This window comes from Shewanella decolorationis (assembly GCF_004354305.1).
Lineage (GTDB): Bacteria > Pseudomonadota > Gammaproteobacteria > Enterobacterales > Shewanellaceae > Shewanella > Shewanella decolorationis.
On the sequence record NZ_CP037898.1, the window covers coordinates 3,242,923 to 3,268,706 of the forward strand.

The following is a 25,784-nucleotide window of genomic DNA, read 5'->3' on the forward strand; positions in this document are numbered from 1 at the left end:
AGTCTTTGTGGTTGAGTGAAATTTCAGCAATTATCATTAATTCTTAAACACTTTGTGAAGCAGAGCGGTTTTTCTGCTCAGAGATTAATCAAGTCTTGGCCTCAATTTCGCCATTAACAACGGATTTTATCGGGTTTAAAAGGGCAAATTGACAGTGTTTTCATCTATTAAGCCACATCCTTCGCAATTCACGTAGGATAGGTCTGGCGACATTAAATAACTGTGTTAGAATGCCAAATCACGTTTTTGGGCCGCTCAATGATACGGATTATACGTTGTCGGCTAATTTTCAGGGGAACGAGCAGTTTATGACTGATCTGGCATCATCTATTTCGCCAATTAATATCGAAGACGAACTAAAGAATTCGTACCTTGATTACGCCATGAGCGTCATCGTGGGACGTGCATTACCAGACGTGCGTGATGGCCTTAAGCCTGTGCATCGCCGCGTGCTGTTTGCCATGAGTGAATTGAAGAACGATTGGAACAAGCCGTACAAAAAGTCTGCCCGTGTGGTTGGTGACGTGATCGGTAAATATCACCCCCATGGTGATTCGGCGGTTTACGATACTATTGTACGTATGGCTCAGCCTTTCTCTCTGCGTTACACCTTAGTCGACGGTCAAGGAAACTTCGGTTCGGTTGACGGTGACTCCGCAGCGGCAATGCGTTATACCGAAATCCGTATGGACAAGTTAGCGCACCAGCTCCTCGCCGATCTTGAAAAAGAAACCGTTGACTATGTGCCCAACTACGATGGCACAGAACAAATTCCCGCTGTATTACCGACACGTGTCCCTAACCTGTTAATCAACGGTTCATCGGGTATTGCGGTAGGTATGGCGACAAACATTCCGCCTCACAACTTAACCGAAGTGGTCAAAGGCTGTTTAGCGCTGATCGCCGATCCTGCGCTGTCTATCGAACAGTTAATGGAACATATTCCAGGCCCTGACTTCCCAACGGCTGCGATTATCAACGGCCGTAAAGGCATTATCGATGCGTATAAGACTGGCCGCGGCCGTGCAGTGATGCGCGCACTGGCTGAAGTCGAAACCGAAGATAACGGCCGTGAACGCATTATCGTCACCGAAATTCCTTATCAGGTGAACAAGGCGAAACTCATCGAGAAAATCGCTGAGTTAGTGAAAGATAAGAAGATTGAAGGCATCAGCGGCCTGCGCGACGAGTCTGACAAAGACGGTATGCGTATCGTTATTGAAATCAAACGCGGCGAAGTGGGTGAAGTTGTCCTGAACAACCTCTATGCCCAGACACAAATGCAATGTTCTTTTGGTATCAACATGGTGGCCTTGACCAATGGTCAGCCTAAGTTGTTCAACTTAAAAGAGATGCTCGAGTGCTTTATCCTGCACCGCCGTGAAGTGGTGACTCGCCGTACCGTATTCGAACTGCGTAAAGCGCGCGAGCGCGCCCATATTCTTGAGGCATTAGCGGTCGCGCTTGCTAACATCGACCCTATTATTGCGCTGATCAAAGCGTCGCCAACCCCAGCTGATGCGAAAGTTAAACTGGTTGAGCAGGGCTGGGCACTGGGTCATGTACAGGGCATGCTTGAAAAAGCGGGTGATGATGCGGCGCGTCCTGAATGGTTAGAGCCAGAATTCGGTATCCGTGATGGCTTATATTACCTGACTGAGCAACAGGCTCAGGCGATCCTTGAGCTGCGTTTACACCGTTTAACCGGTCTTGAGCACGATAAGATCATCGCCGAATACGAAGAACTGCTCGAGTTCATCGCGGGTCTGCTGTTTATTCTGCGCAGCCCTGAGCGTTTGATGGAAGTGATTAAAGAAGAGCTGGAAGAAATTCTTGCTGAATACGGTGATGCTCGCCGCACTGTCATCAACGCCAATGAAATTGATATGAGTCTTGAAGACTTAATCAACGAAGAAGACGTGGTTGTGACCCTGTCACACTTAGGTTACGCCAAGTACCAACCGCTGAGCGATTACCAAGCCCAGCGCCGTGGTGGTAAAGGTAAAGCCGCAACTAAAGTGAAAGACGAAGATTTCGTTGAAAAACTGCTGGTTGCGAATACCCACGATACTATTCTGTGCTTCTCAGATTTCGGTAAGATGTACTGGCTCAAGGTCTATCAATTACCGCTGGCGAGCCGCACATCGCGCGGTCGTCCGATTGTTAACTTGCTGCCGCTGGCCGATGGTGAGCGCATTACGGCGATTCTGCCGGTGCGTGAATACGCTGAAGATAAGTACATCATTATGGCGACCTCTAACGGTACCGTGAAGAAGACTGCGCTAACGGCCTACAGTAACCCACGTGCAAACGGCATTATTGCCGTTAACCTGAAAGACGGTGACCAACTGATCGGTGTCGATATCACCAATGGTGATGATGAGATCATGTTGTTCTCCAATGAAGGTAAAGTGGTTCGCTTTAAAGAAGGCGAAGAAGTGGCCGTACTCGATGAAAATGGCAACCCAGTGTTAGACGAAGAAGGCAACCCACAAATCAACTTCAAGGGCGTGCGTCCAATGGGTCGCGGCGCGACGGGTGTTCGCGGTATCAAGCTCGAAGAAGGTCAAAAAGTAGTGTCTCTCATCGTACCTAAGGGCGATGGCGCTATCTTAACCGTGACCGAAAACGGCTATGGTAAACGTACTGAACTGTCTGAATACCCATCGAAGAGCCGCGCGACCAAAGGTGTGGTATCGATCAAGGTGAGCGAGCGTAACGGTGCGGTGGTTGGCGCGGTACAAGTTGGCGGTAATGATGAAATCATGCTGATTAGCGATAAAGGTACCTTAGTCCGTACGCCTGCGAATGGTGTGTCTATCATCGGTCGTAACACTCAAGGTGTGACTATTATCCGTACCGCAAGTGACGAAAAAGTGGTCGGTCTGCAACGTATCGATGAGATCCAAGGCGACGAAGATGAAGTCGAGCTGGATGAAAACGGTATGCCAATCGTCCCAGTTGTCGCTGAAGGTGACTCTGTTCAAGAAGAGCCTTTAGAGGAAGAGAATGAGCTGGAAGAAGAATTAGACGAAGACGAAGAGCTTGACGACGAGCAAGACGAAGACTAATTCGAGAGTATGAAAACGAGCGTCCAATTGGACGCTCGTTTTTTTCATGGCAACGTTTTATTTTATGAATTCTAATATCATGGTTTGTAAATAAGGAGAGTGGCAGTGAGCGCGATTTATAATTTCTGTGCAGGTCCTGCGATGTTACCCGCAGCGGTAATGAAAAAAGCACAACAGGAATTACTCGATTGGAATGGGCTAGGTGTCTCCGTGATGGAAGTCAGCCACAGAGGTAAGGAATTTATCGCGCTGACCAAGCAAGCTGAGGCGGATTTACGCGAGCTGATGCACATTCCACAAAACTATCATGTGCTGTTTATGCACGGCGGTGGTCGCGGTCAATTTTCTGCCGTTGTGAATAATTTTTTAGGTAACCAAGGCCGAGCCCTGTATTTAGTCAGTGGTCAATGGTCTTCTGCAGCATTAGCCGAAGCACAAAAGCTGGCGGGTGACACGCAAATTGATAGCCTTAACATTGTTGAAAAACATAATGGACTCAATGCGGTAGTATTGCCTGAACTACATAAGATTGATGCTGATTACCGTTATGTGCACTACTGCCCAAATGAGACAGTTGATGGTATCGAAATTTTTGATGAGTTAGACAGTCCATGGCCGATTGTCGCCGATTTATCGTCAACCATTATGTCGCGTGAAATTGATGTCAGCCGTTATGGTTTAATCTATGCTGGTGCACAAAAGAACATTGGTCCTTCGGGCTTATCCATCGTGATCGTGCGTGATGATATGTTGAAACTGCCGAGTTTAACCCAATCATCGATCATGGATTACCGTTTAGCGGTAGAGCATGACTCTATGTTCAACACCCCTCCAACCTTTGCTTGGTACTTAGCGGCGGAAGTGTTTGCTTGGCTCAAATCCTTAGGTGGTGTAGCCAGTATCGCGAAAATCAATCAGCAAAAAGCGCAAATGCTGTATGCCTGTATCGACGCCAATCCTTTCTATAAAAATGGTGTGGTGGCTGCGAACCGCTCACAAATGAACGTGACTTTCCAACTGGCGGATGAGTCCCTCGATGGCGCCTTCTTAAAAGAGGCCGAAGCGGCGGGCTTAGTGGCTTTAAAAGGGCACCGAATCGTCGGTGGTATGCGTGCAAGCCTATACAATGCAATGCCACTGGAAGGTGTTGCCGCGCTGGTGACATTTATGAATGAGTTTGCAGCGAAACATCACAAGATGTAGTCCGCGCTCGCCCAAGGCACATAAGTTTTAAGCTGTTATATGCAAAAGCGAATGCACATATGCATTCGCTTTTTTGTTGGCTGGATTTGGTTATACCAATCACATTAAATATCTAATCAGTTCAGAGCCTCACAGGCATCTCAATCCAAGGCGCATTGACGAAGAAATGGTTATTCCCTTTTAAGTCAATGTAACACGGGAGTGAGATGCCTGTGAGGCTCCCGAAGGGCGGGGTTGAACGGGCTTTATACTGCGTTTAAGGCTTTCGACAGAGCGCCACTATGTCTTCAAGCCTTAGCCTTGTCTAAAGCGCGTTTAACTCCCGCTGAATGAACAGATATTTAATACGATTGGTATTAGATGCAACCCAGATAAGCTTGGTGCAATGGCACTTGTACCGAGCAAGCCTGTGAGCCGGCACGCATAACAGACTAATATACTTAGCAATCTATTGGGTAAGTTTTATCTTATTGTTTATCATGATTAAAAGTTGATATTTTGATTTTTACATAAGATAAATTACTAGGAAACCACTGATGGATTTAGCCAAGCTTTCGCGCATTAGTATGAAGCACTTAATCACTTTGCATGTGATGCTCGATACTCTGAGCGTTACCGCTAGCGCCGAACGTTTATGCTTAAGCCCTTCATCTGTCAGTAAAACCTTAAGCCAGCTTCGAGACAGTTTGAATGATGAACTGTTTTACCGTAACGGTAACTCACTGGTTGCAACGCCTTTAGCCAAACGATTAGGCCCAAGCGTGCAACAAATGATCAATGATATGAATCAGATCATGAGTCAAGATGCGTTTACCCCAACAAACTATGAGGGGCGGTTTACACTGGCAATGCGCGAAAGTACTTTTGAGCTGCTGGCCGCCAAACTCAGCGCCCATATTTTGGGTTTGGCGCCCCATATTCATCTCGATATTTACAGCAAAGACAATATCGGTTTTGATGGACTCATTAATGGCTCGTTAGATTTTGTACTGTTACCCCATGATTTGAGTCAGCCTAATCCTTCGCAAAATGATCTCGTGTGGGAAACCTTGTTCAGCGATGAAATGATTTGCTTAATGAACTCATCCCATCCCTTGGCCAAACAATCGCATATCAGCTTTGATGATTATCTCAGCTTCAGCCATATAGGCATCACAGATACGGATCTGAGTACGCCTTATTTTGATATTTTACTCGCTCAGCAATCTCAAAAACGTGCGGTACCTATTTCGGTGCCAGACTTTGGCAGCGCGGCGTTAATGTGTCACCACAGTGAGCTGCTGTTTACCTGCTCGCGCCGCTGGGCATCTATCGCGAGCCAAGCCAAAGGTTTAACCGTCAAATCGTTACCCATCGAATATGGAAAAGTGGCTTATAGCCTCGTTTGGCATAAACAAAGTATGAAGGATCCCGCACTACGTTGGTTGTACGAGCAGATCCTGCTTTGTAGCCGTTAAAGGTAGATGGACGGTAACACGATATTTGTTAAACCTCGCTGGGCAAGGGAGGCCGCTAAGGCTTCAATATCAGTCTGTGTGCAACTAGACCAAGTTAACGCCTCATCAACCACGCCATGGTGGTGAAAGGCGTTTAATTTCACCCGGATATCGGCACCAAGTGTCAGTAAATAGCAAGATAGCGCGTCTATTTCCTGCTCAAAATCCGTAATACCCGGAATATGCAGCAATCTTACTTCATACAGTTTTTGCTGCTGCGCTAAGAGTTCAATCGATTTGAACACCGCATGGTTATCTCGCCCGGTAATGTATCTATGGGTCTCTCTTTGCCACGCTTTAAGATCCACCATAGCGCCGTCTAAAAAGGGCAGCAGTTTATGCCAGCCTGTGAGGCTCAAACTGCCATTGGTATCGAGCATACAGGTTAACTGTGATAACGACGTTGAGGCCTTAATTGCTTTAAATAATTCAATAATATATGGCAGTTGTAGACTTGCTTCGCCGCCGCTCACCGTAATGCCATTAATAAAGTGACGCTGATGGTGGATAATCGCCAAGATCTCTTCAACAGTGTATCGGGTGACTTTAGGATTGGCTTGTTTTGGACACACAGCAAGACAAGTATCGCACTGGCTACAACGATCTTTGTCCCAATGGATTTGATGCTTATTGTTAGCGGTTATCAACGTCAGTGCCTTGTCAGGGCAGGTGGCGATGCAATCGCCACAGCCATCGCATAAGCCTATGGTATGTGGGTTATGGCAGTTTTTACATTGATAATTACAGCCCTGCAGGAATAATACGAGCCTGCTGCCAGGCCCGTCGACGCAGGAAAACGGCAATAGCTGACTAACTATTGCCTGCTTATTTATGGCCGGTTTAGTAAATGACACAGGGAGAATGCTCATGGGCAATTACGCGTGCTTGGCGTTGTAATATGCCGGTATTTTGTGCTGCTTCAGCCCCTAACCCCGTGGTATTAAGGCGCGAACCGCATTGTTTAAATGCTTCAATATCTGAGCGTTTTACCATATAGCCAGTGACACGCATTAAATCGTTAGAGGCCACATTGGCGGTAAATTCCCTAAAGCCTAACTCCAGTGCCGCTTTACACAGCTGGAACATAGCTTGAGGATTGGATTTGACGGTTTCATCTATGGTCAAAATATCGCTGATCCCCGCCGTATAATACTGGTGATGCTGCGCGAGGGCTTGAATATGGGCGATGGGATTGGGTTCCGTACCATAGGGAATACGCACGCCGGGCGTCACGTCTTTATCGAGACTGATACCGCCCTGTGAATGCAGCAGCGCTCGTCCATGGTAGCCATAGGTGACGGGCGTGGATTTTACTATGCTATCGAGGGCGGCAGAAATACGGTAGCCAAGTTGGTTCGCATCCATGCTATGACCATAGCCTGTGGGTTTGTTTGATTGAGATGATGTGTCTGTCTCATTTGTCATCTGAGTTTGCAGAATATTCACCGCTTCAGCCATACCGTAAATACCAAACATGGGGGCAAAGCGCGATTCATCAATCAATTGTTCTTTAACTAAAAAGCTATCAAAGAAGTGCGACTCTTGATGTAAAAAGGCCGAACGCGCCTCGATAAGTTCGAAGGTGAGTGAGCAGTAATAGGGCAAGACACGCTCAAAAAAGTCATTGATTGACGTTGCCTTCAATGCCACTTCTTTCAGATTGAGTCTAACCAAGGTATTAGCGCCGCCTGCTAATGGTAAGGCATTGTAGCAACTCACAATACCAAAGCCGCGCTTGTCAAATGCACTGGCATGCAGAGGATAGTTGGCGATATGCGGTTTACTACACTGACAAATATTGGTTGCCGCAATTTGTAATAATTCATCCGGTGTGATGGCGGGGTCATACATAAAGGTCAAATTGGGGGCAACTTGTTTAAGTTCGGCATCAATGCGCAGTAGGGTTCGGCAAACAATATTGTCTGTTGGGCCAATATTGACGTGCATAAAGGCGTCGGGCAGGGTTCTGTCGAGCATGATCCAGAACAGCTTTAGTTTACGATAAAGGACATCCGCGTCCATTCCTTCCACGAAAGGCATCAAAATGTCGTCCAACTGACCTAAATACACGGGGATATTGGTCACCGATGGCACATGGTGATACAGAATCGTTAAGGCATTGAGGGCTTCGTCTAAATTCTGCGCGGTAACAAGCTCTAAATATTCAGAGCCTTGCTCAAGATAGCGGGCATAATCTGGCAATACATAGCGCGGTTTAAACGGTGTATGGCCTTCAAACATATCGCAAATAACGCCGTCTTTCATCGCTGTTTTTACTTCATCTGATATTGGCATGTAGGGCAAACTCGCCTCCGCCTCCAACGCTAAATAGTTAGATTTTTGCTTAGGAGAAAGCTGCGGACTGGTGACGATTTGCATTAATTTATCTTGTAATAACATGGCGAAATATCCACAAGTTCAATAATGATGATTAATCTACTGGGCGGCTTTGGCTTTAAAAAGTGAAAATTGCCGTAGCCCCGATTGATAAAATGGAAATCCGCCGATTGAGATCACAACGTGCGGTTTATTGTGATAAGACCGTGGTGTCAAAATCACTTGAATTAGTTTTATGATTGAAAATAAATGCTTAACGGTGAGGATGGCGTGGCTAATGAGGTTTTGGGGTGTAGAAACGAAAAGGAAGATTCGTTAATCCAAACTAAATAGACGAGTGTAATATTGACAAGCGGTAGAGCAACTCTGCTGCATCCTAAATCGAGAATACAGCAGAGTAAACTGTGTAGAAAAAATACTAAAGTGCTTGTATTTAAAGCACTTTAGCAATCGACTTGGCTAAGTAATCCACATTGTCTTCGCTAATGCCTGCAATGCTAATACGGCTCGAACCCACCATATAAATGCTGAATTCTTTCTGCAGGCGTGCCACTTGCTCAGGATTAACTCCTAGGAAAGAGAACATACCTTTTTGGCGAGCGATAAAGCCAAAGTCACGCTCAACGCCATTGGCCTTGAGTTTTTCCACTAAAATCGCGCGGTTACCATTGATGCGGTCGCGCATCACTTTGAGCTCATCTAACCATTCTTGCTTTAGTTCTGCCGAACCGAGAATGGTTTCGACAATCGCCGCGCCGTGGGCTGGCGGCATGGAGTAGAGGCAGCGAACCACGTAAAGCAGCACAGATTGCGCGATGTTTGCCGTGTTCGCATCCTTTGCAACCACAGAGCAAGAACCGATACGCTCACGGTACAGACCGAAGTTTTTCGAGCAAGAGCTACACAGGATCATATTATCGACCGCCGCGGCCATTTTACGCACGCCATAGGCATCGATATCGACACCATCACCAAAACCTTGGTAAGCCATGTCGATAAGCGGGGTAAAACCTTGCTCCTTGGTGAGGGCAACCACTTTATCCCATTGCTCTGTCGTTAAATCCATCCCGCTCGGGTTATGGCAACAGGCGTGGAACAGCACCACATCGTTCGGGCCAACTTGAGCAAGCGCGCTGAGCATCTCATCAAACTTTAATGATTTAGTGTCGTAATTATAGTAAGGGTAGGTTTTAACGGTAATGCCTGCTGCCTCAAACAAGCCTGTGTGGTTCGCCCAGGTGGGATCGCTCACCCACAGCACCGCATTAGGATTGCAGCGCTTAATAAAATCACCGGCAACGCGTAGGGCGCCCGTACCACCAGGAGTAGAAACAGTACGAATGCGGTTGGCGATAATCGCGCTGTGATCACTGCCAAAGGCTAATTCTGTTATCAGGGTATTAAACTGAGGTGAACCGGTTGGGCCGATATACACTTTGGTGGTTTCTGTGTCTAAACGGAATTTTTCGGCTTTTTTCACGCAATTAAGGATGGGAGTGTTTCCAGCGGGATCCTTATATACGCCCACACCTAAGTCGACTTTTTGAGGATGTGCGTCTTCACGGTATTGGGTTAATAGGCCGAGGATAGGATCCGCAGGCATTGCGACGAGTGAGTTAAACATGGCTCCATCTACCTTTTTGGTTATATTGCGACAACAGGAATTGCAAAGAATATGCGTGATTTATCGTTTGAAACCTAGAATAGCGTGGATAGATGAAAAATTTAAAGCAAAAACTGTGAACTATGGCCAATTAATCTGGCAAAAAAGCCTGCCAAAAAACGCTTTAGATCACAATTTAACCGCTGATATTTTGTATTTTTGTTATTTTTAGACTGACTTGAGTAATTTTCCGGTTTAAAAAGCCGTTTTTTAGTAAAAAACGGTTGAATCCTGCGTCACTATCGGTAATTTTATAACGACGAAGCACCAACAAGGTCCCCAATCTCCTTTAATTTGTAATCTTAACTTGACGCCATGTAGCGTGAGGTTGCCATTTACCTATTTTCAATCAGCGTGCCGTCGATGGTTACGCCCTAAGAGAAAGAAGATTTATTCATGAAGCAATTACGTCTTGAACCTGTTGTGCAAGTCCGCGGTGAGATCAACATTCCGGGCTCAAAAAGCATTTCTAACCGCGCGTTATTATTAGCGACCTTAGCCAAAGGCTCCACCACGCTAACCAATTTGCTCGACTCGGATGATATTCGCCATATGTTGGCGTCTTTAAAACAGTTGGGCGTCGAATACCGCTTATCGCAAAATAATACTGTCTGTGAACTGACTGGCTTAGGCGGCGTGATTTCTTCAGATACCGCGCAAACGCTGTTTTTAGGCAATGCGGGAACAGCAATGCGTCCATTGTGCGCTGCGCTCACCTTAGGTCGTGGCGAATTTACCTTAACTGGCGAGCCGCGCATGGAAGAGCGTCCCATTGGCGATTTGGTCGATGCTCTGCAACAATTGGGCGCCAATATTGTTTACCTTAAGAATGAAGGATTTCCGCCTCTAACCATCAATGCAACCGGTCTTAACGGTGGCGATGTGGAAATTGCTGGCGATCTGTCCAGCCAGTTCTTAACCGCGCTGTTAATGGTTGCGCCCCTAGCTAAGGGCAGCGTGAATATTCATGTTAAAGGTGAACTGGTTTCAAAGCCTTATATCGACATTACCCTAGCCCTGATGGCACAGTTTGGCGTTCAGGTGATTAACCATGACTATACCCGCTTTGAAATCCCAGCCGGGCAGCAGTATGTATCTCCGGGTAAAGTGTTAGTGGAAGGGGATGCCTCTTCTGCATCTTACTTTTTAGCGGCGGGAGCCATTAAAGGCGGTGAGGTGAAAGTCACGGGTGTTGGCCGTTTAAGCATTCAGGGCGATGTGAAATTTGCCGATGTGCTGGAAAAAATGGGCGCCGATATTGAGTGGGGCGATGATTACATTATTGCCCGTGGCGCACCGTTAACCGCGATTAATTTAGACATGAATCATATTCCCGATGCGGCGATGACCATTGCCACCGCGGCCCTGTTTGCTAAGGGCACGACCACTATACGCAACATCTATAACTGGCGCATTAAAGAGACCGACCGATTAGCGGCGATGGCAACAGAGCTGCGTAAAGTTGGCGCGTTAGTGGAAGAGGGCCACGATTATATTCAAATCACCCCGCCAGCGGTGCTCAATACCGCAGAGATTGACACCTATAACGACCATCGCATGGCGATGTGCTTCTCCATGATGGCCTTTGCCGATTGCGGGATCACCATTAATGATCCCGATTGCACCTCGAAAACCTTCCCTGACTATTTTGCCCAATTTGCCAGTCTCAAAGCCTAACCGCTTTCTGTAACAGACTGACTTTGAGTCATATCAAGATGATGAAGCCGCATTTGAGCGGCTTCTAAACTTCATAAAAAATCCACGGATTTTATTTGTATAGTATTGTACAATGCGGCGCTCATTTTCGGGGCTCTAGTTAAGAACTCACGGATGATGATTATTTTTTGCGGAGGAATGTATGTCTGAACGGGCTCCTGTAGTCACAATCGACGGCCCAAGTGGTGCTGGTAAAGGGACAATTAGCCAATTGTTGGCTAAGCATCTCGGATGGCAACTGCTTGATAGTGGTGCTATTTACCGAGTGCTTGCGTTAGCTGCAATTCACCACGATGTAGAACTGGAAAATGAAGAATCCATCACACTCCTTGCTGCTCACCTTGATGTGAAATTTTTAACCGGCAATGAGAAAGACCCAGTTCAAGTGATCTTAGAAGGTGAAGACGTCACTACTGCGATACGTACCCAAGAATGCTCAAATGCGGCCTCTAAAGTGGCGGCATTTCCCCGTGTACGGGAAGCCTTATTACGTCGTCAACGTGCCTTTAGAACGGCACCCGGATTAATCGCCGATGGCCGCGACATGGGCACGGTTGTTTTCCCAACGGCATCGGCTAAATTATATTTAACTGCTTCTGCAGAGGAGCGGGCTCAAAGACGCTATAATCAGTTGCAGGACAAGGGCTTCGATGTTAATATCGAGCGCCTTTTAGCTGAAATTATCGAGCGTGACGACCGCGATATGAATCGTCCAGTGGCCCCTTTGGTCCCTGCCGAGGATGCGCTCGTTATCGATACCAGCGATAAAGGTATTGATGAAGTACTTGAGCTTGCGCTCAACTACATCAACCAAAAATTATCCAACACTAACTAAGTTATTGTTTGGATAGGTATTCGTATTAAGGATGATACGGATAATTTGACTGACTCCACGTCTAGGATTGACTGTGGTTTATTACATTAAAGTAACTTAAACATGACTGAATCTTTTGCTGATCTATTTGAACAATCCCTTCAAACTCTGGAATTCCGTCCAGGCTCTATCGTTCGTGGTACTGTAGTTGCTATCGAAAACGGTATGGTTCTGGTTGATGCAGGTCTGAAGTCTGAAAGCCCAATCCCAGCTGAACAATTCAAAAACGCTCAAGGCGTTTTAGAAATCGCTGTTGGTGATGAAGTTGACGTAGCTCTTGACTCTGTTGAAGACGGCTTCGGTGAGACTCAACTGTCTCGCGAAAAAGCGAAACGTCACGAAGCTTGGATCGTTCTGGAAAAAGCTTACGAAGATGCTGAAACTGTAATCGGTATCATCAATGGTAAAGTGAAAGGCGGTTTCACTGTTGAATTAAACGGTATCCGTGCCTTCTTACCTGGTTCTCTAGTTGACGTGCGCCCAGTTCGCGACACCGCTCACTTAGAGTACAAAGAATTAGAATTCAAAGTTATCAAACTAGACCAGAAGCGTAACAACGTAGTTGTTTCTCGTCGTGCAGTTATCGAATCAGAAAGCAGCGCTGAGCGTGATGCACTGTTAGAAAACCTGCAAGAAGGTCAAGCAGTTAAAGGTATCGTTAAGAACCTGACTGACTACGGTGCATTCGTAGATTTAGGTGGCGTTGACGGTCTGTTACATATCACTGATATGGCATGGAAACGCGTTAAGCACCCATCTGAAATCGTAAACGTTGGTGACGAAATCAACGTTAAAGTTCTGAAGTACGATCGTGAGCGCACTCGTGTGTCTCTAGGTCTGAAACAACTTGGCGAAGATCCATGGTTAGAAATCAGCAAACGCTACCCAGAAAACACTAAGTTAACTGGTCGCGTAACTAACCTGACTGACTACGGCTGTTTCGTTGAAATCGAAGAAGGCGTTGAAGGTTTAGTTCACGTTTCTGAAATGGATTGGACTAACAAGAACATTCACCCATCTAAAGTGGTTAACTTAGGTGACGAAGTTGAAGTTCTGGTTCTGGACATCGATGAAGAGCGTCGTCGTATTTCTCTAGGTCTGAAGCAATGTAAGACCAACCCATGGGATGACTTCGCAACTCGTTACAACAAAGGCGACAAGGTTTCTGGTAAGATCAAGTCAATCACTGACTTCGGTATCTTCATCGGTCTTGACGGCGGTATCGATGGTTTAGTTCACCTGTCTGACATTTCTTGGAACGGCACTGGCGAAGACGCAGTATCTGAGTACAAGAAAGGCGACGAAATCCACGCAGTGGTTCTGTCTGTTGACCCAGAGCGCGAGCGCATCAGCTTAGGCGTTAAACAAACTGAAGACGATCCATTCAACGCTTACTTAGCTGACAAGAAGAAAGGTACTATCGTAAACGGTACTGTTTCTGCTGTTGACGCTAAAGGCGTTACTGTTGAACTAGCTGACACTGTTGAAGGTTACATCCGTGTAGCTGACATCAGCCGTGAGCGCATCGAAGATGCATCTACTGTTTACTCAGTAGGTGATGCTATCGAAGCTAAGTTCATGGGTGTTGACCGTAAGAACCGTTCTATCAGCCTGTCAATCAAAGCGAAAGACGAAGCTGAAGAAAAAGAAGTAATGGCGACCTTGAATAAACAAGAAGACGCTGTTATTAGTAATGCAATGGCTGAAGCGTTTAAAGCAGCTCGCAAATAATCGCCTGTTGTATGGGGAGTTTTTCTCCCCATTAGGTGACTGTGTTTGGCTTGATAATAGGGGATAGCTAGGATGACAAAATCCGAACTGATCGAAAAACTCGCCACCAGGCAGTCGCAGCTGTCGGCGAAAGAGGTTGAAGGCGCAATCAAAGAGATGTTGGAGCAAATGGCAACAACATTAGAAAGCGGAGATCGTATCGAAATCCGTGGATTTGGTAGTTTCTCGCTTCATTATCGTGCACCGCGTACTGGCCGTAATCCAAAGACTGGTTCATCAGTTGAATTGGAAGGCAAATACGTCCCGCACTTTAAGCCAGGCAAAGAACTGCGCGAACGCGTTGACGCAGTTAATGTATAATTGACCGCATTACAAAAAGCCTCCGTAAGGGGGCTTTTTTATATCTAATGCAAGGCAAAGCTGGTCAGCTCAGTAAATTTCTTGGATAATCAGAAAATTGAAAGGCGTTTAAGGGAGTGCGACGTGAAATCTTTTGTAGCGACAGTCCTTGTGGCACTGTTATTTATTGTGGCATTGATTTTTGGTGCGCGTAATGAACAAGTAGTGACGATCAGCTACTTTGTGGCTCAGGGTGAGTACCGTTTACCCGTAGTATTAGCCGTGGTTTTCTTTGCAGGCTTTATGCTGAGTTGGCTCGTGGCCAGTTATTATATTGTTAAACTGAAATTGGCTTTAGCGACGACCAGAAAGAAATTAACGGCCCAAACCGCTAAAACTCCTCAAGGTGTAGACGCCTAATATGCTTGAGATCCTCTTTCTGTTGCTTCCTATTGCTGCCGGTTACGGTTGGTATATGGGGCGGCGGAGCATAAGGCAAAACCAGAGTAATCAGCGTAAGCAATTAAGTCGTGATTATTTCACCGGCTTGAATTTCCTGTTGTCGAACGAGTCAGACAAAGCGGTCGACTTGTTTATCAGTATGCTCGATGTGGACGATGAAACCATCGATACCCATCTTTCCCTCGGGTCGTTATTCCGCAAACGCGGTGAAGTTGACCGCTCTATTCGTATCCATCAAAACCTAATCGCACGCCCAACACTCACCAATGAGCAGCGTGATATTGCGATGATGGAACTGGGTAAAGATTACCTTGCCGCAGGATTTTACGACCGCGCGGAAGAAATTTTCCTGAATTTAGTGAGTCAAGATGACCATAGTGAAGAGTCTGAGACGCAGCTGATTGCCATTTATCAAGTTATTAAGGAATGGCAAAAGGCTATCGATATCACCAAGCGCTTAAGTCGTAAGCGTCAGCAGGTGCTTAAACCGATTATCGCCCACTTTTATTGCCAGCTTGCGGATGAAACCAGCGACGATGCCGACAAGATCAAGTTATTACAACAAGCCTTAAAACAAGATCCTAAGTGCGGCCGAGCCTTACTCACACTAGCTAAAAAATTCCTCGACGCCAAGGATTACAACCAGTGTAAATCTATGCTGATGGCACTGAAAAAGGCCGACATAGAACTCTTTGCCGATGCCTTACCAACGGCCAAGCAAGTTTATCGTGATACCCAAGATAAAGAGGGCTATCAAGAATTATTAGCGGGCGCGATGGCCGAAGGGGCGGGCGCCTCCGTGGTGGTAGCGCTTGCTCAGCATATGATTAGTCTCGATGAGATAAAAGCTGCTGAAAACATGGTGTTAGATGCCCTGTATCGCCATCCCACCATGAAGGGATTTCAGCACTTAATGCAGATGCACCTGCGTCAAGCAGAAGAAGGGCAAGCCAAACAAAGTTTGACTATGCTTGAGCAACTTGTTGAACAACAAATTAAATTCCGTCCAAGTTACCGCTGTAAAGAATGCGGTTTCCCATCCCACACCCTGTATTGGCATTGCCCCTCCTGTAAAAAATGGGGCACCATTAAACGGATCCGTGGCTTAGACGGTGAATAACCTTTAGAAATACCTTGTTAGTGTAACTCAGTTGGAGAGATGATGACGACCAAACCTATCCTCGTAGCGCTTGATTACGATAATAAAAACCACGCCTTACAACTGATAGATCAACTCGATCCTAACATGTGCCGCCTCAAAGTGGGCAAAGAAATGTTTACCCTATTTGGCCCACAATTGGTTAAAGACATTCATGACCGTGGTTTCGATCTTTTCCTCGACTTAAAGTTTCACGATATTCCGAATACCGTCGCTAAAGCGGTCTCGGCCGCGGCAGAACTTGGCGTGTGGATGACAAACGTCCATGCCAGCGGTGGCTTGGCCATGATGGAAGCGGCGAAAAAAGCGTTGCAGCCCTATGGTAAAGATGCACCTCTGCTCATCGCAGTAACGGTTCTGACTTCAATGAGCGATGAGGATTTAAAACTCATTGGCATCGATGTCCCAGCCTTTGAGCATGTGCAACGTCTCGCTAAACTCACCAAACAGGCAGGCCTTGATGGTGTAGTCTGTTCGGCGCAAGAGGCGAGTGTACTTAAATCGCTCTTAGGCCGAGATTTTAAACTTATCACCCCGGGGATCCGCCCTGTGGGCAGTGACGTGGGTGACCAACACCGGGTGATGACGCCACCGGAGGCGCTTGCCGCTGGTTCTGATTATTTAGTGATTGGTCGACCAATCACTAAGGCCGCCGATCCTCTGGCGGTGCTGCAGGCGATTCATCAATCTCTCGCTTGAGTGGCATGATGAAAGCCATTGCGGTTTAAGCACTTGTTCGCACGTTAATTTGACCGTTCATGGAGAATGCCCATGCTGAATACTACGATGTTTAATTATCAAGGTAAGAATGTTGTCGTTGTCGGTGGTACGAGTGGAATTAACCTCGCGATAGCCAACGCCTTTGCGCAGGCTGGCGCGAATGTGGCGGTGGCGAGTCGCAGCCAAGATAAGATTGATGCCGCCGTGTTGCAGCTCAAACAGTCAAATCCAGATGGGCTCCACCTCGGGGTGAGTTTTGATGTGAGAGATTTAGCTGCGGTTGAGCAGGGCTTTGAAGCCATCGCCTCTGAATTTGGCTTTATCGATGTGTTAGTAAGTGGTGCGGCAGGTAACTTTCCGGCGACTGCGGCAAAACTCTCTGCTAATGGCTTTAAGGCCGTGATGGATATTGACCTGTTGGGCAGTTTTCAAGTGCTGAAGACGGCTTATCCTTTACTGCGTCGCCCCCAAGGGAATATTATTCAAATCTCGGCGCCGCAGGCATCGATAGCCATGCCAATGCAAGCCCATGTGTGCGCCGCCAAAGCGGGCGTAGACATGCTCACTCGAACACTGGCGATAGAATGGGGCTGCGAAGGGATCCGTATAAACTCCATTATTCCAGGCCCAATCGCGGACACTGAAGGATTTAACCGTTTAGCACCGAGCGCGGCGCTGCAACAGCAAGTTGCACAGTCTGTACCGTTAAAACGTAATGGTGTCGGGCAGGATATTGCTAATGCCGCGATGTTTTTAGGATCAGAGTATGCCTCGTACATTACAGGGGTTGTGTTACCCGTCGATGGTGGCTGGTCACTTGGCGGTGCGAGCATTGCAATGACGGCATTAGGCGAGTTGGCGATTAAAGCTCAGCAGTAATAGCGCAATATTTGAACGTTGTAACTTATTTATTTGATAGAGAAATCGGGTGAAAATCCATGGCGAATGCATTACAAGAGCAGCTGCTTAAGGCTGGCCTTGCCAGTAAACAAAAAGTACGTGATGTGAAGACGCAAAAACGTCGCGACAAAAAGGCGCGGGTGGATGATGGTTCGAGTGCATTGAAGAATGACATTGCCGAGCAAAAACGACTCCAAGCTGAAAAAGATAAGGCATTGAACGAGCAGCGCTTTGCCGAAGCGACGGCCCGTGGGCAAGTGCGTGGCTTGGTGAGTGAGTTTACTCAATTTGCGATTAAGATCCCAAGCCATGCCGAGGTTAAATTTAACTATACCCTCGACAATAAAATCTATTCAGTCTATATCGACGAGAAGATCCAATCAGAACTGCTTAAAGGCCTGTTAGGAATTGTTCGATATGAAGATAAGAGCTACCTAGTCCCCCATAAATTAGCCGAGCGCGTCAATCTCTTGGTGCCACAATGGTGCGGTTACTTGTGGCAACAGGATGAAGGTAAAGCGGTTGAGGTTGAAGATGACCCCTATGCCGATTATGCGATCCCAGACGATTTAATGTGGTAATCAATGCGTTAATCGTGAGCTAAGCCGACGACGCATCGCTTATCTCTGGCTACACTAAAACCCTTAAGGCAACTTAAGGGTTTTTTATTGCCCGTATTTCACATTAACGGTTTTGCTAGTTCTGAGTTGCAAAGTGAATTTGTAATGAGATTGTTTTCTGTATTGAACTGGTATAAATTAAAACAACTGTTTAAATCCTACGTTTAAGAGTCTACCCATGAATCCTTACCAAGCTCCGTTAGCGGATATGCGTTTCTTATTGGAACAGGTTTTTGATGCGCCAAATACTTGGGCACAACTCCCTGATATTGCTGAAATGGTCGATATGGATACGGCCGGCGCGATTCTCGAAGAAGCCGCGAAAATCAGTGCTGAATTAATCCATCCGCTTAACCGTGCTGGCGATGAGCAAGGCGTTCTTCATCAGAATAATCAAGTAATTACGCCCGATGGTTATAAAGCCGTTTACGATCAATATTCCCAAGGCGGCTGGGTGGGCCTGTGTGGTGAACCCGAGTTCGGCGGTATGGGCATGCCGAAAATGCTTGGGGTGTTAGTCGATGAAATGGCTTATAGCGCCTGCAATGCATTCACTCTGTATGGTTCACTTACGGCGGGGGCGGCATTGTGTATTAATGCCCACGGCAGTGAAGAGATTAAAGAAACCTATTTGCCAAAACTTTACAGCGGTGAATGGGCTGGGGCCATGGACATGACGGAGCCTCAGGCAGGCTCAGATCTACGTAATATCCGTACCCGTGCTATCCCACAGGATGACGGCAGTTATGCCATTAGCGGCAGCAAAATCTTTATCACGGGTGGCGATCATGATTTGACCGAGAACGTCATTCACTTAGTGCTGGCAAAGCTTCCTGAAAGCAAAGGGATTTCGCTGTTCCTCGTGCCTAAAACCACGGTCAATGCCGACGGCAGTTTAGGCCAAGCGAACGGTGTGAGCGTGGGTTCCATCGAACATAAAATGGGGCTTAAGGGCTCTGCCACCTGTGTAATGAACTTTGATGAGGCAAAAGGTTACCTGATTGGTGAGCCAAATCGTGGTTTAGTGTGTATGTTCACTATGATGAACTACGAGCGCTTAGCCATCGGTATTCAAGGGCTTGGCAGTGCGCAGGCCGCTTATCAAATGGCCGCCGATTATGCTAAAGAGCGCAACCAAGGCGTTGCCGCAGGCGGCTCGCCCACGGGGAGCGACTCCGATCCTATTATCGTGCATGGCGACGTGCGTCGTATGTTGCTGACCATACGTGCGATGACGGAAGCGGGGCGCGCACTCTCGGTATTTACCGGTAAACAACTCGATTTAGCAAAATATGCCGAGGATGAGGTTAAAGCCAAGGCTGCTCGTTATGTGGGCTTGTTAACACCCGTGGCGAAAGCATTTTTAACCGACAGAGGTTTAGATACCACTATCATGGCGCAGCAAGTGTTTGGTGGCCATGGCTATATTCGCGAAACCGGTATTGAACAGTTAGTGCGTGATACCCGTATTGCCCAGATTTACGAAGGTACTAACGGTATTCAGGCCATCGACTTCTTAGGCCGAAAAGTCACTGGCGATAACCTGGCAACGCTCAAGGAGTTTGTGGCCGAATTAAAGGCGCAAATGCGCGAATTTACTCAGGTCGATGCGGTAAAAGTGTCCGCCGTTTGTGCCCGTTTGGATGCCTTAGTCAATGTTGCCGAATCCATCAATGAGCAAAAGTTGACTCAGCCAGCGCTTATTAACGCCAGTGCAGTGGACTTTTTAGATGCCTTCGGTTACACCCTCTACGGTTACTATTGGTTAGCCATGTTGGATAAAGCAGTGAGTGCAGAAGATAAACTGTTTGCCGAGCAAAAATCCTACCTCGCCAAATTCTATTTCGACAAGCTGCTACCTAAGGCTGAGTATCACTTAGCGCAAGTGCGTGCGGGGGATACCAGCACTATGGCGATGCCTGCAGAGCTGTTCTAACCCAAGCTTAAAGATGGTTAAAATTCGATTTAGCCTAACAAAAAGCACTGATATTCAGTGCTTTTTTCTTTTAAATACTTTTCATATTGCTATGCACGTTATTGGATATTAATCACTTAACTTAAGGGTGTTGAGCTCGGTGGCCGTTGTTTGGCTGGCTTGGGTTTGAGTTTCGATGGCGTTAAGCAACAGAGTTAAAAAGTCGGCGCTAAAGGCGGGCTTACGTTGCTTTTTGGTCTCAGGGCTTATGCCATTCTCGAGCACGACAAAGAGAATATCCCGCTGCTGCGCTAAACGCATAAAGCCAGCTAAATTGGCGACTCCCTGCATCGAACCTGTCTTGGCAAACACTCGATGTTTTAAGGGCGGTTTAGTGTATCCCAAGCGGTATTGCAGTGTGCCGCTGACACCGGCTTCGGGCAAACTGTCAATGAGGCTGCGAAAGCGAGCATCTTGGTAAATGAGCGCCAGCACATCGGCTAATTGTTTTGCGCTCAACAGGTTATAGCGAGAAAGCCCTGAACCATCGACAATATTGGCGTTGGTTAAATCAACCCCAAGCTCTGTCAGAATATGGCGCATCGCCGCAGCACCATTAGTAAAGCTGCCTTGGGTTTTGTAATAACTTTGCCCTACGCGCTTAAACAAACTATCGGCAATCAGATTATCCGACTTCAGCAGCATGGTTTTGAGTAGCTCAGGTAAGGGCGCGCTGCTATGACTGGCAATGAGTTTTGCCTTAGAAGGGATGGTCTTGCCTATCTTCACTTTACCTGAGAGTGACATTTCCCCCTTGAGCGTCGCTGTTAGGGTGTCCATGGCAAATTTTTCGGGATCGCTAATGGCAATCGCTAGTGGTATCGCTTCACTGCCGGGATAGCAGCCCCGAAGATGATACTGATTCTGGCCAAGGCGCACTAAATCGAGCTGGCAAAAATCATGACCTGCTTGTGGGGAGAATATGGCGTCGCTAGTCACTTTTACCCCAAAACTCGATGCCCTTAATTTGACCTCAGAAGCATGCTTGGCTGAGCTTGGGGCAAACAGCCCGTAAACGCAGTTTTGATTGATGATATAACTCGACACTGGCGCGGCAAAGCAAATCCCAAGGTCATCCCACACCCAGCCAGGTGCTTGTAATTGCTCTTGTTTATCCCCGATTAGATAGAGATGTCCCTCAACGCTTTTTATGCCTTGTTTTTGTAGATGGGCAAACAAGGCCTTAAGATCGTCCTGAGTCAGTGTTGGATCGCCGCTAAAACGCAGATAAACACTGCCCGCAATATGACCTTGGCGAATAGGCGCATCACTCCAAAGCTCAGTGACATAGCGAAAATCTGAGCCAAGGCTAGCCATAGCGGTAACGGCGGTCAGCACCTTTTGTGTGCTGGCGGGGATAAATAAGGTATCGGCTTGCTGGCTGTATAACAGGGTATTAGTGCTTAAATCACGGGCCAGCAAAGCGACTTGCGAATGACGCGGGGCAATATCTGCGATTTGCTTGGCAAGCAATGTCTGGCTAATTGTGGGGGACGCCCCTAATACACTCGAAGGGGATAAACTGGTTACTAATACTGCCAGTATTAGGGGCATTACACGGGAGTGAATGAGGTTTGGGGATAACATTTCCATGTCAGTATTGCACGTTACCTTATGATATAGAGGGATGATTAGCTGTCATTACTGCCATCGTCTTTTTCCATCAAACGATACAGTCTTAGAGTGACAAATAACACTAATCCGATAAAAAGCGGCAAAATCAGTAAGCCTAGCTGCGCTTTAAAATGAAAAATGCCCCAAGCTAAGGATAGGGTGAGGGCAAGGGTCAGTAAAATTTTTTTGTTCATAGTGTTTGGTTATTCGGCATTTGGCGCTTTAGTTTACGCTAAAACATTCAGGCTTGGCACGCTTGCCCTTCGGCTAACAGTTTTTTTGTGATTAAACGCATCATTTTACGCCACTAAATGATATCGACGTTTAAGGTGTTATTGGCTATCTCAGTACCAAGTCTGTGTTGGGTGGTTATTTTAATGGGATGATAACGCAGCACAAATTCAATAAAACGCTTGGTAAAGGCAAGCTCATTCGCATATTTGTAGAGGCAAACACATTTATTATTTGCGTACGGCCAATGCATATGGCTACTCGCTTTACGGATATAAACTGGTATTAACGAGTAAAATCTAATCTCAAAGGTCAACAGGCCTTGCTTATACCAGTAATGCATTGTCATTAGACAGGTTTAAGCCTCATTGCAGCAATTTGATACCGAACATTCCCCATGCGTCGCTCCAGGTCAAATTAGCAGCAAAATAGGCGGCTTACTGCGCTCTTTTCGTCGAAAAGGCTTGCCGAGTGGCTGTGAAGTCGGTAATTTCTACCCCTTACGATTTTAGGATCTCAGGTAACCACTAAAACCATGCCTCATATTAGTATGCGCGGCTTGCCACAGGCAGTTGTTGCAGAGCTTAGCCAAACATTACTGCAGTCTTTGGCGGCTATATGTAAAGGTAATGCAGAGAGTTTTACATTAGATTGGATCCCAAGCATCAGCTACCGTAATGGCAGAATTGATCAGCGTTTTGTCCAAATCGAATTGCTTTGGTTTCCGGTCGACCCTGATATCCATCTTAAAGTAGAACAAACGATCAGGCTGGCAGTGACAGAAGCCTATCCAGAATTAACCCAAATTGCTGTGATGTTTTTGTCACTGACCCCAAGTGCTTCCTATCGGGGTGGTCAGCATGTTTAAAGGAGGATGCCTTGCTAGATAAGCTTGGTGGAATAGCCGTTCAACCCGAGGCTTTAACGTGGTTGCTTACTCCATGCCGGTTTAAGGCAGAATTGCTTAGCCGTATCGAAAATGCCAAGAACAGCATTTATATTGCAGCACTTTATCTTGAGGATGATGAGGCAGGGCGTGAAGTTTTACAGGCCTTGATGACGGCTAAGGCAAATAATCCTGCATTGGATGTCAAGATTTTGGTCGATTTCCATCGTGCCCGACGCGGCTTGATTGGTCATAAGGGCGACAGCGGTAATTATTTGATGTACCGCAAGGTCATGGCAGAGGCAGAGCATCCTATCGACATTATGGGTGTGCCGGTCAAATCCCGTGAGTTTATGGGCGTACTGCACCTTAAGGGCTTTGTGATCGATGACGCCGTGATTTACAGCGGTGCCAGCCTGAATAATATTTATCTACAACAAAACGATAAATACCGTTTCGACCGTTACCATGTGATAGAGTCGGCCGAGTTAGCGCGCAGCATGCGCGCTATGATCCAGCGTTACATTATTGCCGATCCGGCGGTTACTTCGCTCACTCAAGACCCGCAGCAAGAAGTTTTGCCCCCAAAAACCGATGTTCGTAGTTTTAAACTCAGGCTATCCCAAGCTCAGTATGAGTTTGACGCGACACGCAGTGGCAACCGTGTTACCCCTTTGCTGGGATTAGGTCGCAAACATAATCTGCTGAATAAAGCCGTGGTTGCCATGGTGGAAGAGTCAAAAGACAGGTTATTTATTTGCACGCCTTATTTTAATCCTCCCTATATTTTGGTGCGTGCCTTGGCTAAGCACCTGCGTAAAGGCAAACGAATCGACATAGTCGTAGGGGATAAAACGGCGAATGACTTTTACATTCCGCCCGAGCAGGATTTTTCTACCATAGGGGCCTTGCCGTATCTCTATGAGCAATCGCTGCGTAAATTTGCTAAGCGTCAGCAATGGGCAATCGATAATGGTCAGCTTAATATTCATCTGTGGAAACATGGCATCAATAGCTATCACCTCAAGGGGATCAGTGCCGATGGCCGTAAGCATTTGATCACAGGCTCAAACTTAAACCCAAGAGCATGGGCGCTGGATTTAGAGAATGGGTTGCTCATTCACGACGAAAGCGGTAGCTGGAAGGCACAATTTGAGGCCGAACAAAGCCATATCCTCGAACACACGCAACGCCTGTATCACTACAGTCAAGTGGATACCTTACAAAGCTATCCCGCGCCAGTGAAGAAGATTATGAATCGCATTAGAAGGCTAAAGGCAGATTTCCTGCTCAGACGTATTCTCTAATCGCCACTAATGAAATAGCCCACATCTGTGGGCTATTTTATTACTCGCATTACTCGCAACCTGCCTACTATGGATTTTGCGGCAACAGGGTGTGGTGGGTATCGTTTTGATCCCTTGCATAATGCAAGGCGACAATCACTAGCAGCACCATCAGCGCGCTCAGTAAACCAATACTTAACTGGCCGCCCATTGGCACGAGCGACATAGTTAAGGCAGCGAGTCCCGCACCGAAGTTTTGTAAGCCACCGAGTAGGGCACCCGCAATACCTGCTTGGCGTGGGAACGGCTCTAGCGCCGCTGAGGTTAATGTCGGAAATAACATACCTGCGCCACTGAAAAATAGAATCGATCCAATCAACAAACTCCATCCCACGACCAGTTGAAATATGCCAGGGATCAACATAAACAAGGCGCCTGCGCCCAAGAGTGCAACTCCTTGCAACACCGTGCGCTGCGCCTGTTTTTGTCTACCAGCAATAAGAGCCCCGAGTAAATAGCCGGGGATAGGCGCCACAAAATAACAGCTCACCATAAACGGTGAGAGTTGCAAATATTGGCCATAGAGTACGCCTGCGATGGCTTCGAAGGCGGCAATGCCGGCAAAGGTCGCGATAAGGGAAAGCAAATAGGCTCTAAAGCTGCGGTGGCGCAGTACATGACGATAGGATGCCAAAATGGGTTGTTGTTCTCGCTTATCCTTGGGTAAGGATTCCCTAAAGCCAAAGCAAAGGAGTAGCCAAACCAAGCTGCCGAATCCAAACAGTACCCAGTATACGGCCTGCCAACCCCAGTAAGCGGAGGCAAAGCTGCCTAAAAAGGGTGCGACCAAAGGCAAAAACACCACGGCCATGGACACATAACTGTTAAATCTAACTAAGTTATCGCCGAAGTAATGATCCCTTGGAATACTGCGGCACAGGGCGCCAGCACTCGCGGTGCCAAGCCCCTGTAGTAGGCTTGCGAAAATCAACTGGCTAAAACTTGTGGCATTTGCCGCCATCAACGCACCTAGGATAAAAATCCCAATGCCAATGAGCAGCGGCATTTTACGCCCAACTCGGTCGGATAATGGTCCATAGATAAACTGACATAGGCCGTAGGCGAGCAGATAGCAGGCCATAACCGCCTGCAATTTACTGGCATCCACAGCTAAGCCTTGGGCGATAAGGGGGAGTGCGGGGACAAAAATAGTTTGTGCCATCTGCCCACAGGCCACCATAAATACCAGCATAAAGAGTAACTGAGTGGCGCTGCCTGCGGCGGGTGTCGGCGCTTTTTGTGAGATTAAAGACGGTGTGTCGTCTGACATCATAATTCCATTAAAAAGCAGAGTTGAACGATGGCGCGCATCTTACCCCTAAAACATATCAGTTCAAGTGGCAATCATGTTGATTTACTGAAATATTTTTTAATCTTATTCATAAGTTTTTCTATCGAATTATCATTGTCAAACTAAGCTTACACTTAGTGAGTAACTTGT

Annotated in this window: 22 protein-coding genes; 16 read left to right on the forward strand and 6 right to left on the reverse strand. The window is 46.9% G+C overall.

Annotation, left to right across the window (positions count from 1 at the left end):
• Window positions 1-308 precede the first annotated feature (308 nt).
• The 3 genes from gyrA (at window position 309) to EYR25_RS14520 (ending at window position 5,731) form a co-directional block, all read left to right on the forward strand.
• Entirely contained in the window at window positions 309-3,071 is a 2,763-nt protein-coding gene (gyrA, locus tag EYR25_RS14510; protein ID WP_039978115.1) for a DNA gyrase subunit A, read from the forward strand.
• A 105-nt stretch (window positions 3,072-3,176) separates the two neighbouring features.
• Window positions 3,177-4,274: a 3-phosphoserine/phosphohydroxythreonine transaminase gene (serC, locus tag EYR25_RS14515; RefSeq protein ID WP_133181001.1), complete on the forward strand. Its 1,098-nt coding sequence runs from the start codon at window positions 3,177-3,179 to the stop codon at window positions 4,272-4,274.
• Window positions 4,275-4,810: 536 nt separating this feature from the next.
• Entirely contained in the window at window positions 4,811-5,731 is a 921-nt protein-coding gene (locus tag EYR25_RS14520) for a LysR family transcriptional regulator (RefSeq protein ID WP_133181004.1), read from the forward strand.
• Here EYR25_RS14520 and EYR25_RS14525 read toward each other — a convergent pair.
• The 3 genes from EYR25_RS14525 to EYR25_RS14535 all read right to left on the reverse strand — a co-directional run bounded on the left by EYR25_RS14525 (window position 5,728) and on the right by EYR25_RS14535 (window position 9,731).
• Window positions 5,728-6,639 carry a YjjW family glycine radical enzyme activase gene (locus EYR25_RS14525; RefSeq protein WP_207953659.1) on the reverse strand — a complete coding sequence of 304 codons (912 nt, stop codon included), beginning with the start codon at window positions 6,637-6,639 and terminating at the stop codon, window positions 5,728-5,730. The two genes, EYR25_RS14520 and EYR25_RS14525, sit on opposite strands and share 4 nt — an antisense overlap.
• Complete coding sequence (locus EYR25_RS14530; RefSeq protein ID WP_133181006.1) at window positions 6,611-8,170, reverse strand: YjjI family glycine radical enzyme; 1,560 nt, start codon at window positions 8,168-8,170, stop codon at window positions 6,611-6,613. The genes EYR25_RS14525 and EYR25_RS14530 overlap by 29 nt, the downstream gene beginning before the upstream one ends.
• 370 nt (window positions 8,171-8,540) lie before the next feature.
• Entirely contained in the window at window positions 8,541-9,731 is a 1,191-nt protein-coding gene (locus EYR25_RS14535; RefSeq protein ID WP_133181008.1) for an amino acid aminotransferase, read from the reverse strand.
• Here EYR25_RS14535 and EYR25_RS14540 point away from each other — a divergent pair.
• From EYR25_RS14540 to EYR25_RS14590, 11 genes are all read left to right on the forward strand, one after another.
• On the forward strand, window positions 9,730-9,942 hold the full coding sequence (locus tag EYR25_RS14540; RefSeq protein WP_133181010.1) for a hypothetical protein: 213 nt from the start codon (window positions 9,730-9,732) through the stop codon (window positions 9,940-9,942). The genes EYR25_RS14535 and EYR25_RS14540 overlap by 2 nt on opposite strands.
• 224 nt (window positions 9,943-10,166) lie before the next feature.
• Entirely contained in the window at window positions 10,167-11,447 is a 1,281-nt protein-coding gene (aroA, locus tag EYR25_RS14545) for a 3-phosphoshikimate 1-carboxyvinyltransferase (protein ID WP_133181013.1), read from the forward strand.
• A gap of 181 nt (window positions 11,448-11,628) precedes the next feature.
• On the forward strand, window positions 11,629-12,321 hold the full coding sequence (gene cmk / locus EYR25_RS14550; RefSeq protein WP_011622694.1) for a (d)CMP kinase: 693 nt from the start codon (window positions 11,629-11,631) through the stop codon (window positions 12,319-12,321).
• A gap of 102 nt (window positions 12,322-12,423) precedes the next feature.
• Window positions 12,424-14,091 (forward strand): 30S ribosomal protein S1, encoded by a 1,668-nt coding sequence (gene rpsA, locus EYR25_RS14555; protein WP_011622695.1) that lies wholly within the window; start codon window positions 12,424-12,426, stop codon window positions 14,089-14,091.
• Between the two features lie 72 nt (window positions 14,092-14,163).
• A complete protein-coding gene (gene ihfB, locus EYR25_RS14560; RefSeq protein WP_011072380.1) occupies window positions 14,164-14,451 on the forward strand; it encodes an integration host factor subunit beta in 288 nt (95 codons plus the stop codon).
• Window positions 14,452-14,574: 123 nt separating this feature from the next.
• Window positions 14,575-14,850, forward strand: a complete 276-nt coding sequence (locus tag EYR25_RS14565; protein ID WP_039978099.1) for a LapA family protein — start codon at window positions 14,575-14,577, stop codon at window positions 14,848-14,850.
• A 1-nt stretch (window position 14,851) separates the two neighbouring features.
• Complete coding sequence (gene lapB / locus EYR25_RS14570; protein WP_023267046.1) at window positions 14,852-16,012, forward strand: lipopolysaccharide assembly protein LapB; 1,161 nt, start codon at window positions 14,852-14,854, stop codon at window positions 16,010-16,012.
• A gap of 42 nt (window positions 16,013-16,054) precedes the next feature.
• A complete protein-coding gene (gene pyrF / locus EYR25_RS14575) occupies window positions 16,055-16,750 on the forward strand; it encodes an orotidine-5'-phosphate decarboxylase (RefSeq protein WP_133181015.1) in 696 nt (231 codons plus the stop codon).
• A 72-nt stretch (window positions 16,751-16,822) separates the two neighbouring features.
• The gene (locus EYR25_RS14580) at window positions 16,823-17,650 is read left to right on the forward strand and encodes an SDR family oxidoreductase (protein WP_133181017.1); all 828 of its coding nucleotides are present in this window, start codon (window positions 16,823-16,825) and stop codon (window positions 17,648-17,650) included.
• 59 nt (window positions 17,651-17,709) lie between these two features.
• Window positions 17,710-18,252: a DUF2058 domain-containing protein gene (locus EYR25_RS14585; protein ID WP_133181019.1), complete on the forward strand. Its 543-nt coding sequence runs from the start codon at window positions 17,710-17,712 to the stop codon at window positions 18,250-18,252.
• A gap of 217 nt (window positions 18,253-18,469) precedes the next feature.
• A complete protein-coding gene (locus tag EYR25_RS14590) occupies window positions 18,470-20,227 on the forward strand; it encodes an acyl-CoA dehydrogenase family protein (RefSeq protein WP_133181022.1) in 1,758 nt (585 codons plus the stop codon).
• Window positions 20,228-20,335: 108 nt separating this feature from the next.
• Here the strand turns inward: EYR25_RS14590 and dacB are convergent, their stop codons facing one another.
• Window positions 20,336-21,859 carry a D-alanyl-D-alanine carboxypeptidase/D-alanyl-D-alanine endopeptidase gene (gene dacB, locus EYR25_RS14595; protein ID WP_133181024.1) on the reverse strand — a complete coding sequence of 508 codons (1,524 nt, stop codon included), beginning with the start codon at window positions 21,857-21,859 and terminating at the stop codon, window positions 20,336-20,338.
• A 38-nt stretch (window positions 21,860-21,897) separates the two neighbouring features.
• On the reverse strand, window positions 21,898-22,074 hold the full coding sequence (locus tag EYR25_RS14600) for a hypothetical protein (RefSeq protein ID WP_133181026.1): 177 nt from the start codon (window positions 22,072-22,074) through the stop codon (window positions 21,898-21,900).
• A 572-nt stretch (window positions 22,075-22,646) separates the two neighbouring features.
• Between EYR25_RS14600 and EYR25_RS14605 the strand changes: the two genes are divergently transcribed.
• Window positions 22,647-22,979: a DUF1904 domain-containing protein gene (locus EYR25_RS14605; RefSeq protein WP_011622704.1), complete on the forward strand. Its 333-nt coding sequence runs from the start codon at window positions 22,647-22,649 to the stop codon at window positions 22,977-22,979.
• An 11-nt stretch (window positions 22,980-22,990) separates the two neighbouring features.
• Window positions 22,991-24,304 (forward strand): CDP-diacylglycerol--serine O-phosphatidyltransferase, encoded by a 1,314-nt coding sequence (gene pssA / locus EYR25_RS14610; protein ID WP_133181028.1) that lies wholly within the window; start codon window positions 22,991-22,993, stop codon window positions 24,302-24,304.
• Window positions 24,305-24,371: 67 nt separating this feature from the next.
• Here pssA and emrD read toward each other — a convergent pair whose 3' ends face one another.
• On the reverse strand, window positions 24,372-25,616 hold the full coding sequence (gene emrD, locus EYR25_RS14615) for a multidrug efflux MFS transporter EmrD (protein ID WP_133181030.1): 1,245 nt from the start codon (window positions 25,614-25,616) through the stop codon (window positions 24,372-24,374).
• Window positions 25,617-25,784: the final 168 nt, after the last annotated feature.

What these genes read in the sequence shown, in the direction of transcription:
- ihfB (WP_011072380.1), top strand. Translation starts at nt 14,164, where the DNA reads ATGACAAAATCCGAACTGATCGAAAAACTCGCCACCAGGCAGTCGCAG.
- EYR25_RS14520 (WP_133181004.1), top strand. Translation starts at nt 4,811, where the DNA reads ATGGATTTAGCCAAGCTTTCGCGCATTAGTATGAAGCACTTAATCACT.
- EYR25_RS14540 (WP_133181010.1), top strand. Translation starts at nt 9,730, where the DNA reads ATGGCTCCATCTACCTTTTTGGTTATATTGCGACAACAGGAATTGCAA.
- EYR25_RS14600 (WP_133181026.1), bottom strand. Translation starts at nt 22,074, where the DNA reads ATGAACAAAAAAATTTTACTGACCCTTGCCCTCACCCTATCCTTAGCT.
- EYR25_RS14590 (WP_133181022.1), top strand. Translation starts at nt 18,470, where the DNA reads ATGAATCCTTACCAAGCTCCGTTAGCGGATATGCGTTTCTTATTGGAA.
- EYR25_RS14525 (WP_207953659.1), bottom strand. Translation starts at nt 6,639, where the DNA reads ATGAGCATTCTCCCTGTGTCATTTACTAAACCGGCCATAAATAAGCAG.
- rpsA (WP_011622695.1), top strand. Translation starts at nt 12,424, where the DNA reads ATGACTGAATCTTTTGCTGATCTATTTGAACAATCCCTTCAAACTCTG.
- lapB (WP_023267046.1), top strand. Translation starts at nt 14,852, where the DNA reads ATGCTTGAGATCCTCTTTCTGTTGCTTCCTATTGCTGCCGGTTACGGT.
- EYR25_RS14585 (WP_133181019.1), top strand. Translation starts at nt 17,710, where the DNA reads ATGGCGAATGCATTACAAGAGCAGCTGCTTAAGGCTGGCCTTGCCAGT.
- EYR25_RS14535 (WP_133181008.1), bottom strand. Translation starts at nt 9,731, where the DNA reads ATGTTTAACTCACTCGTCGCAATGCCTGCGGATCCTATCCTCGGCCTA.
- aroA (WP_133181013.1), top strand. Translation starts at nt 10,167, where the DNA reads ATGAAGCAATTACGTCTTGAACCTGTTGTGCAAGTCCGCGGTGAGATC.
- gyrA (WP_039978115.1), top strand. Translation starts at nt 309, where the DNA reads ATGACTGATCTGGCATCATCTATTTCGCCAATTAATATCGAAGACGAA.
- EYR25_RS14605 (WP_011622704.1), top strand. Translation starts at nt 22,647, where the DNA reads ATGCCTCATATTAGTATGCGCGGCTTGCCACAGGCAGTTGTTGCAGAG.
- cmk (WP_011622694.1), top strand. Translation starts at nt 11,629, where the DNA reads ATGTCTGAACGGGCTCCTGTAGTCACAATCGACGGCCCAAGTGGTGCT.
- EYR25_RS14580 (WP_133181017.1), top strand. Translation starts at nt 16,823, where the DNA reads ATGCTGAATACTACGATGTTTAATTATCAAGGTAAGAATGTTGTCGTT.
- dacB (WP_133181024.1), bottom strand. Translation starts at nt 21,859, where the DNA reads ATGGAAATGTTATCCCCAAACCTCATTCACTCCCGTGTAATGCCCCTA.
- emrD (WP_133181030.1), bottom strand. Translation starts at nt 25,616, where the DNA reads ATGATGTCAGACGACACACCGTCTTTAATCTCACAAAAAGCGCCGACA.
- EYR25_RS14530 (WP_133181006.1), bottom strand. Translation starts at nt 8,170, where the DNA reads ATGTTATTACAAGATAAATTAATGCAAATCGTCACCAGTCCGCAGCTT.
- pyrF (WP_133181015.1), top strand. Translation starts at nt 16,055, where the DNA reads ATGACGACCAAACCTATCCTCGTAGCGCTTGATTACGATAATAAAAAC.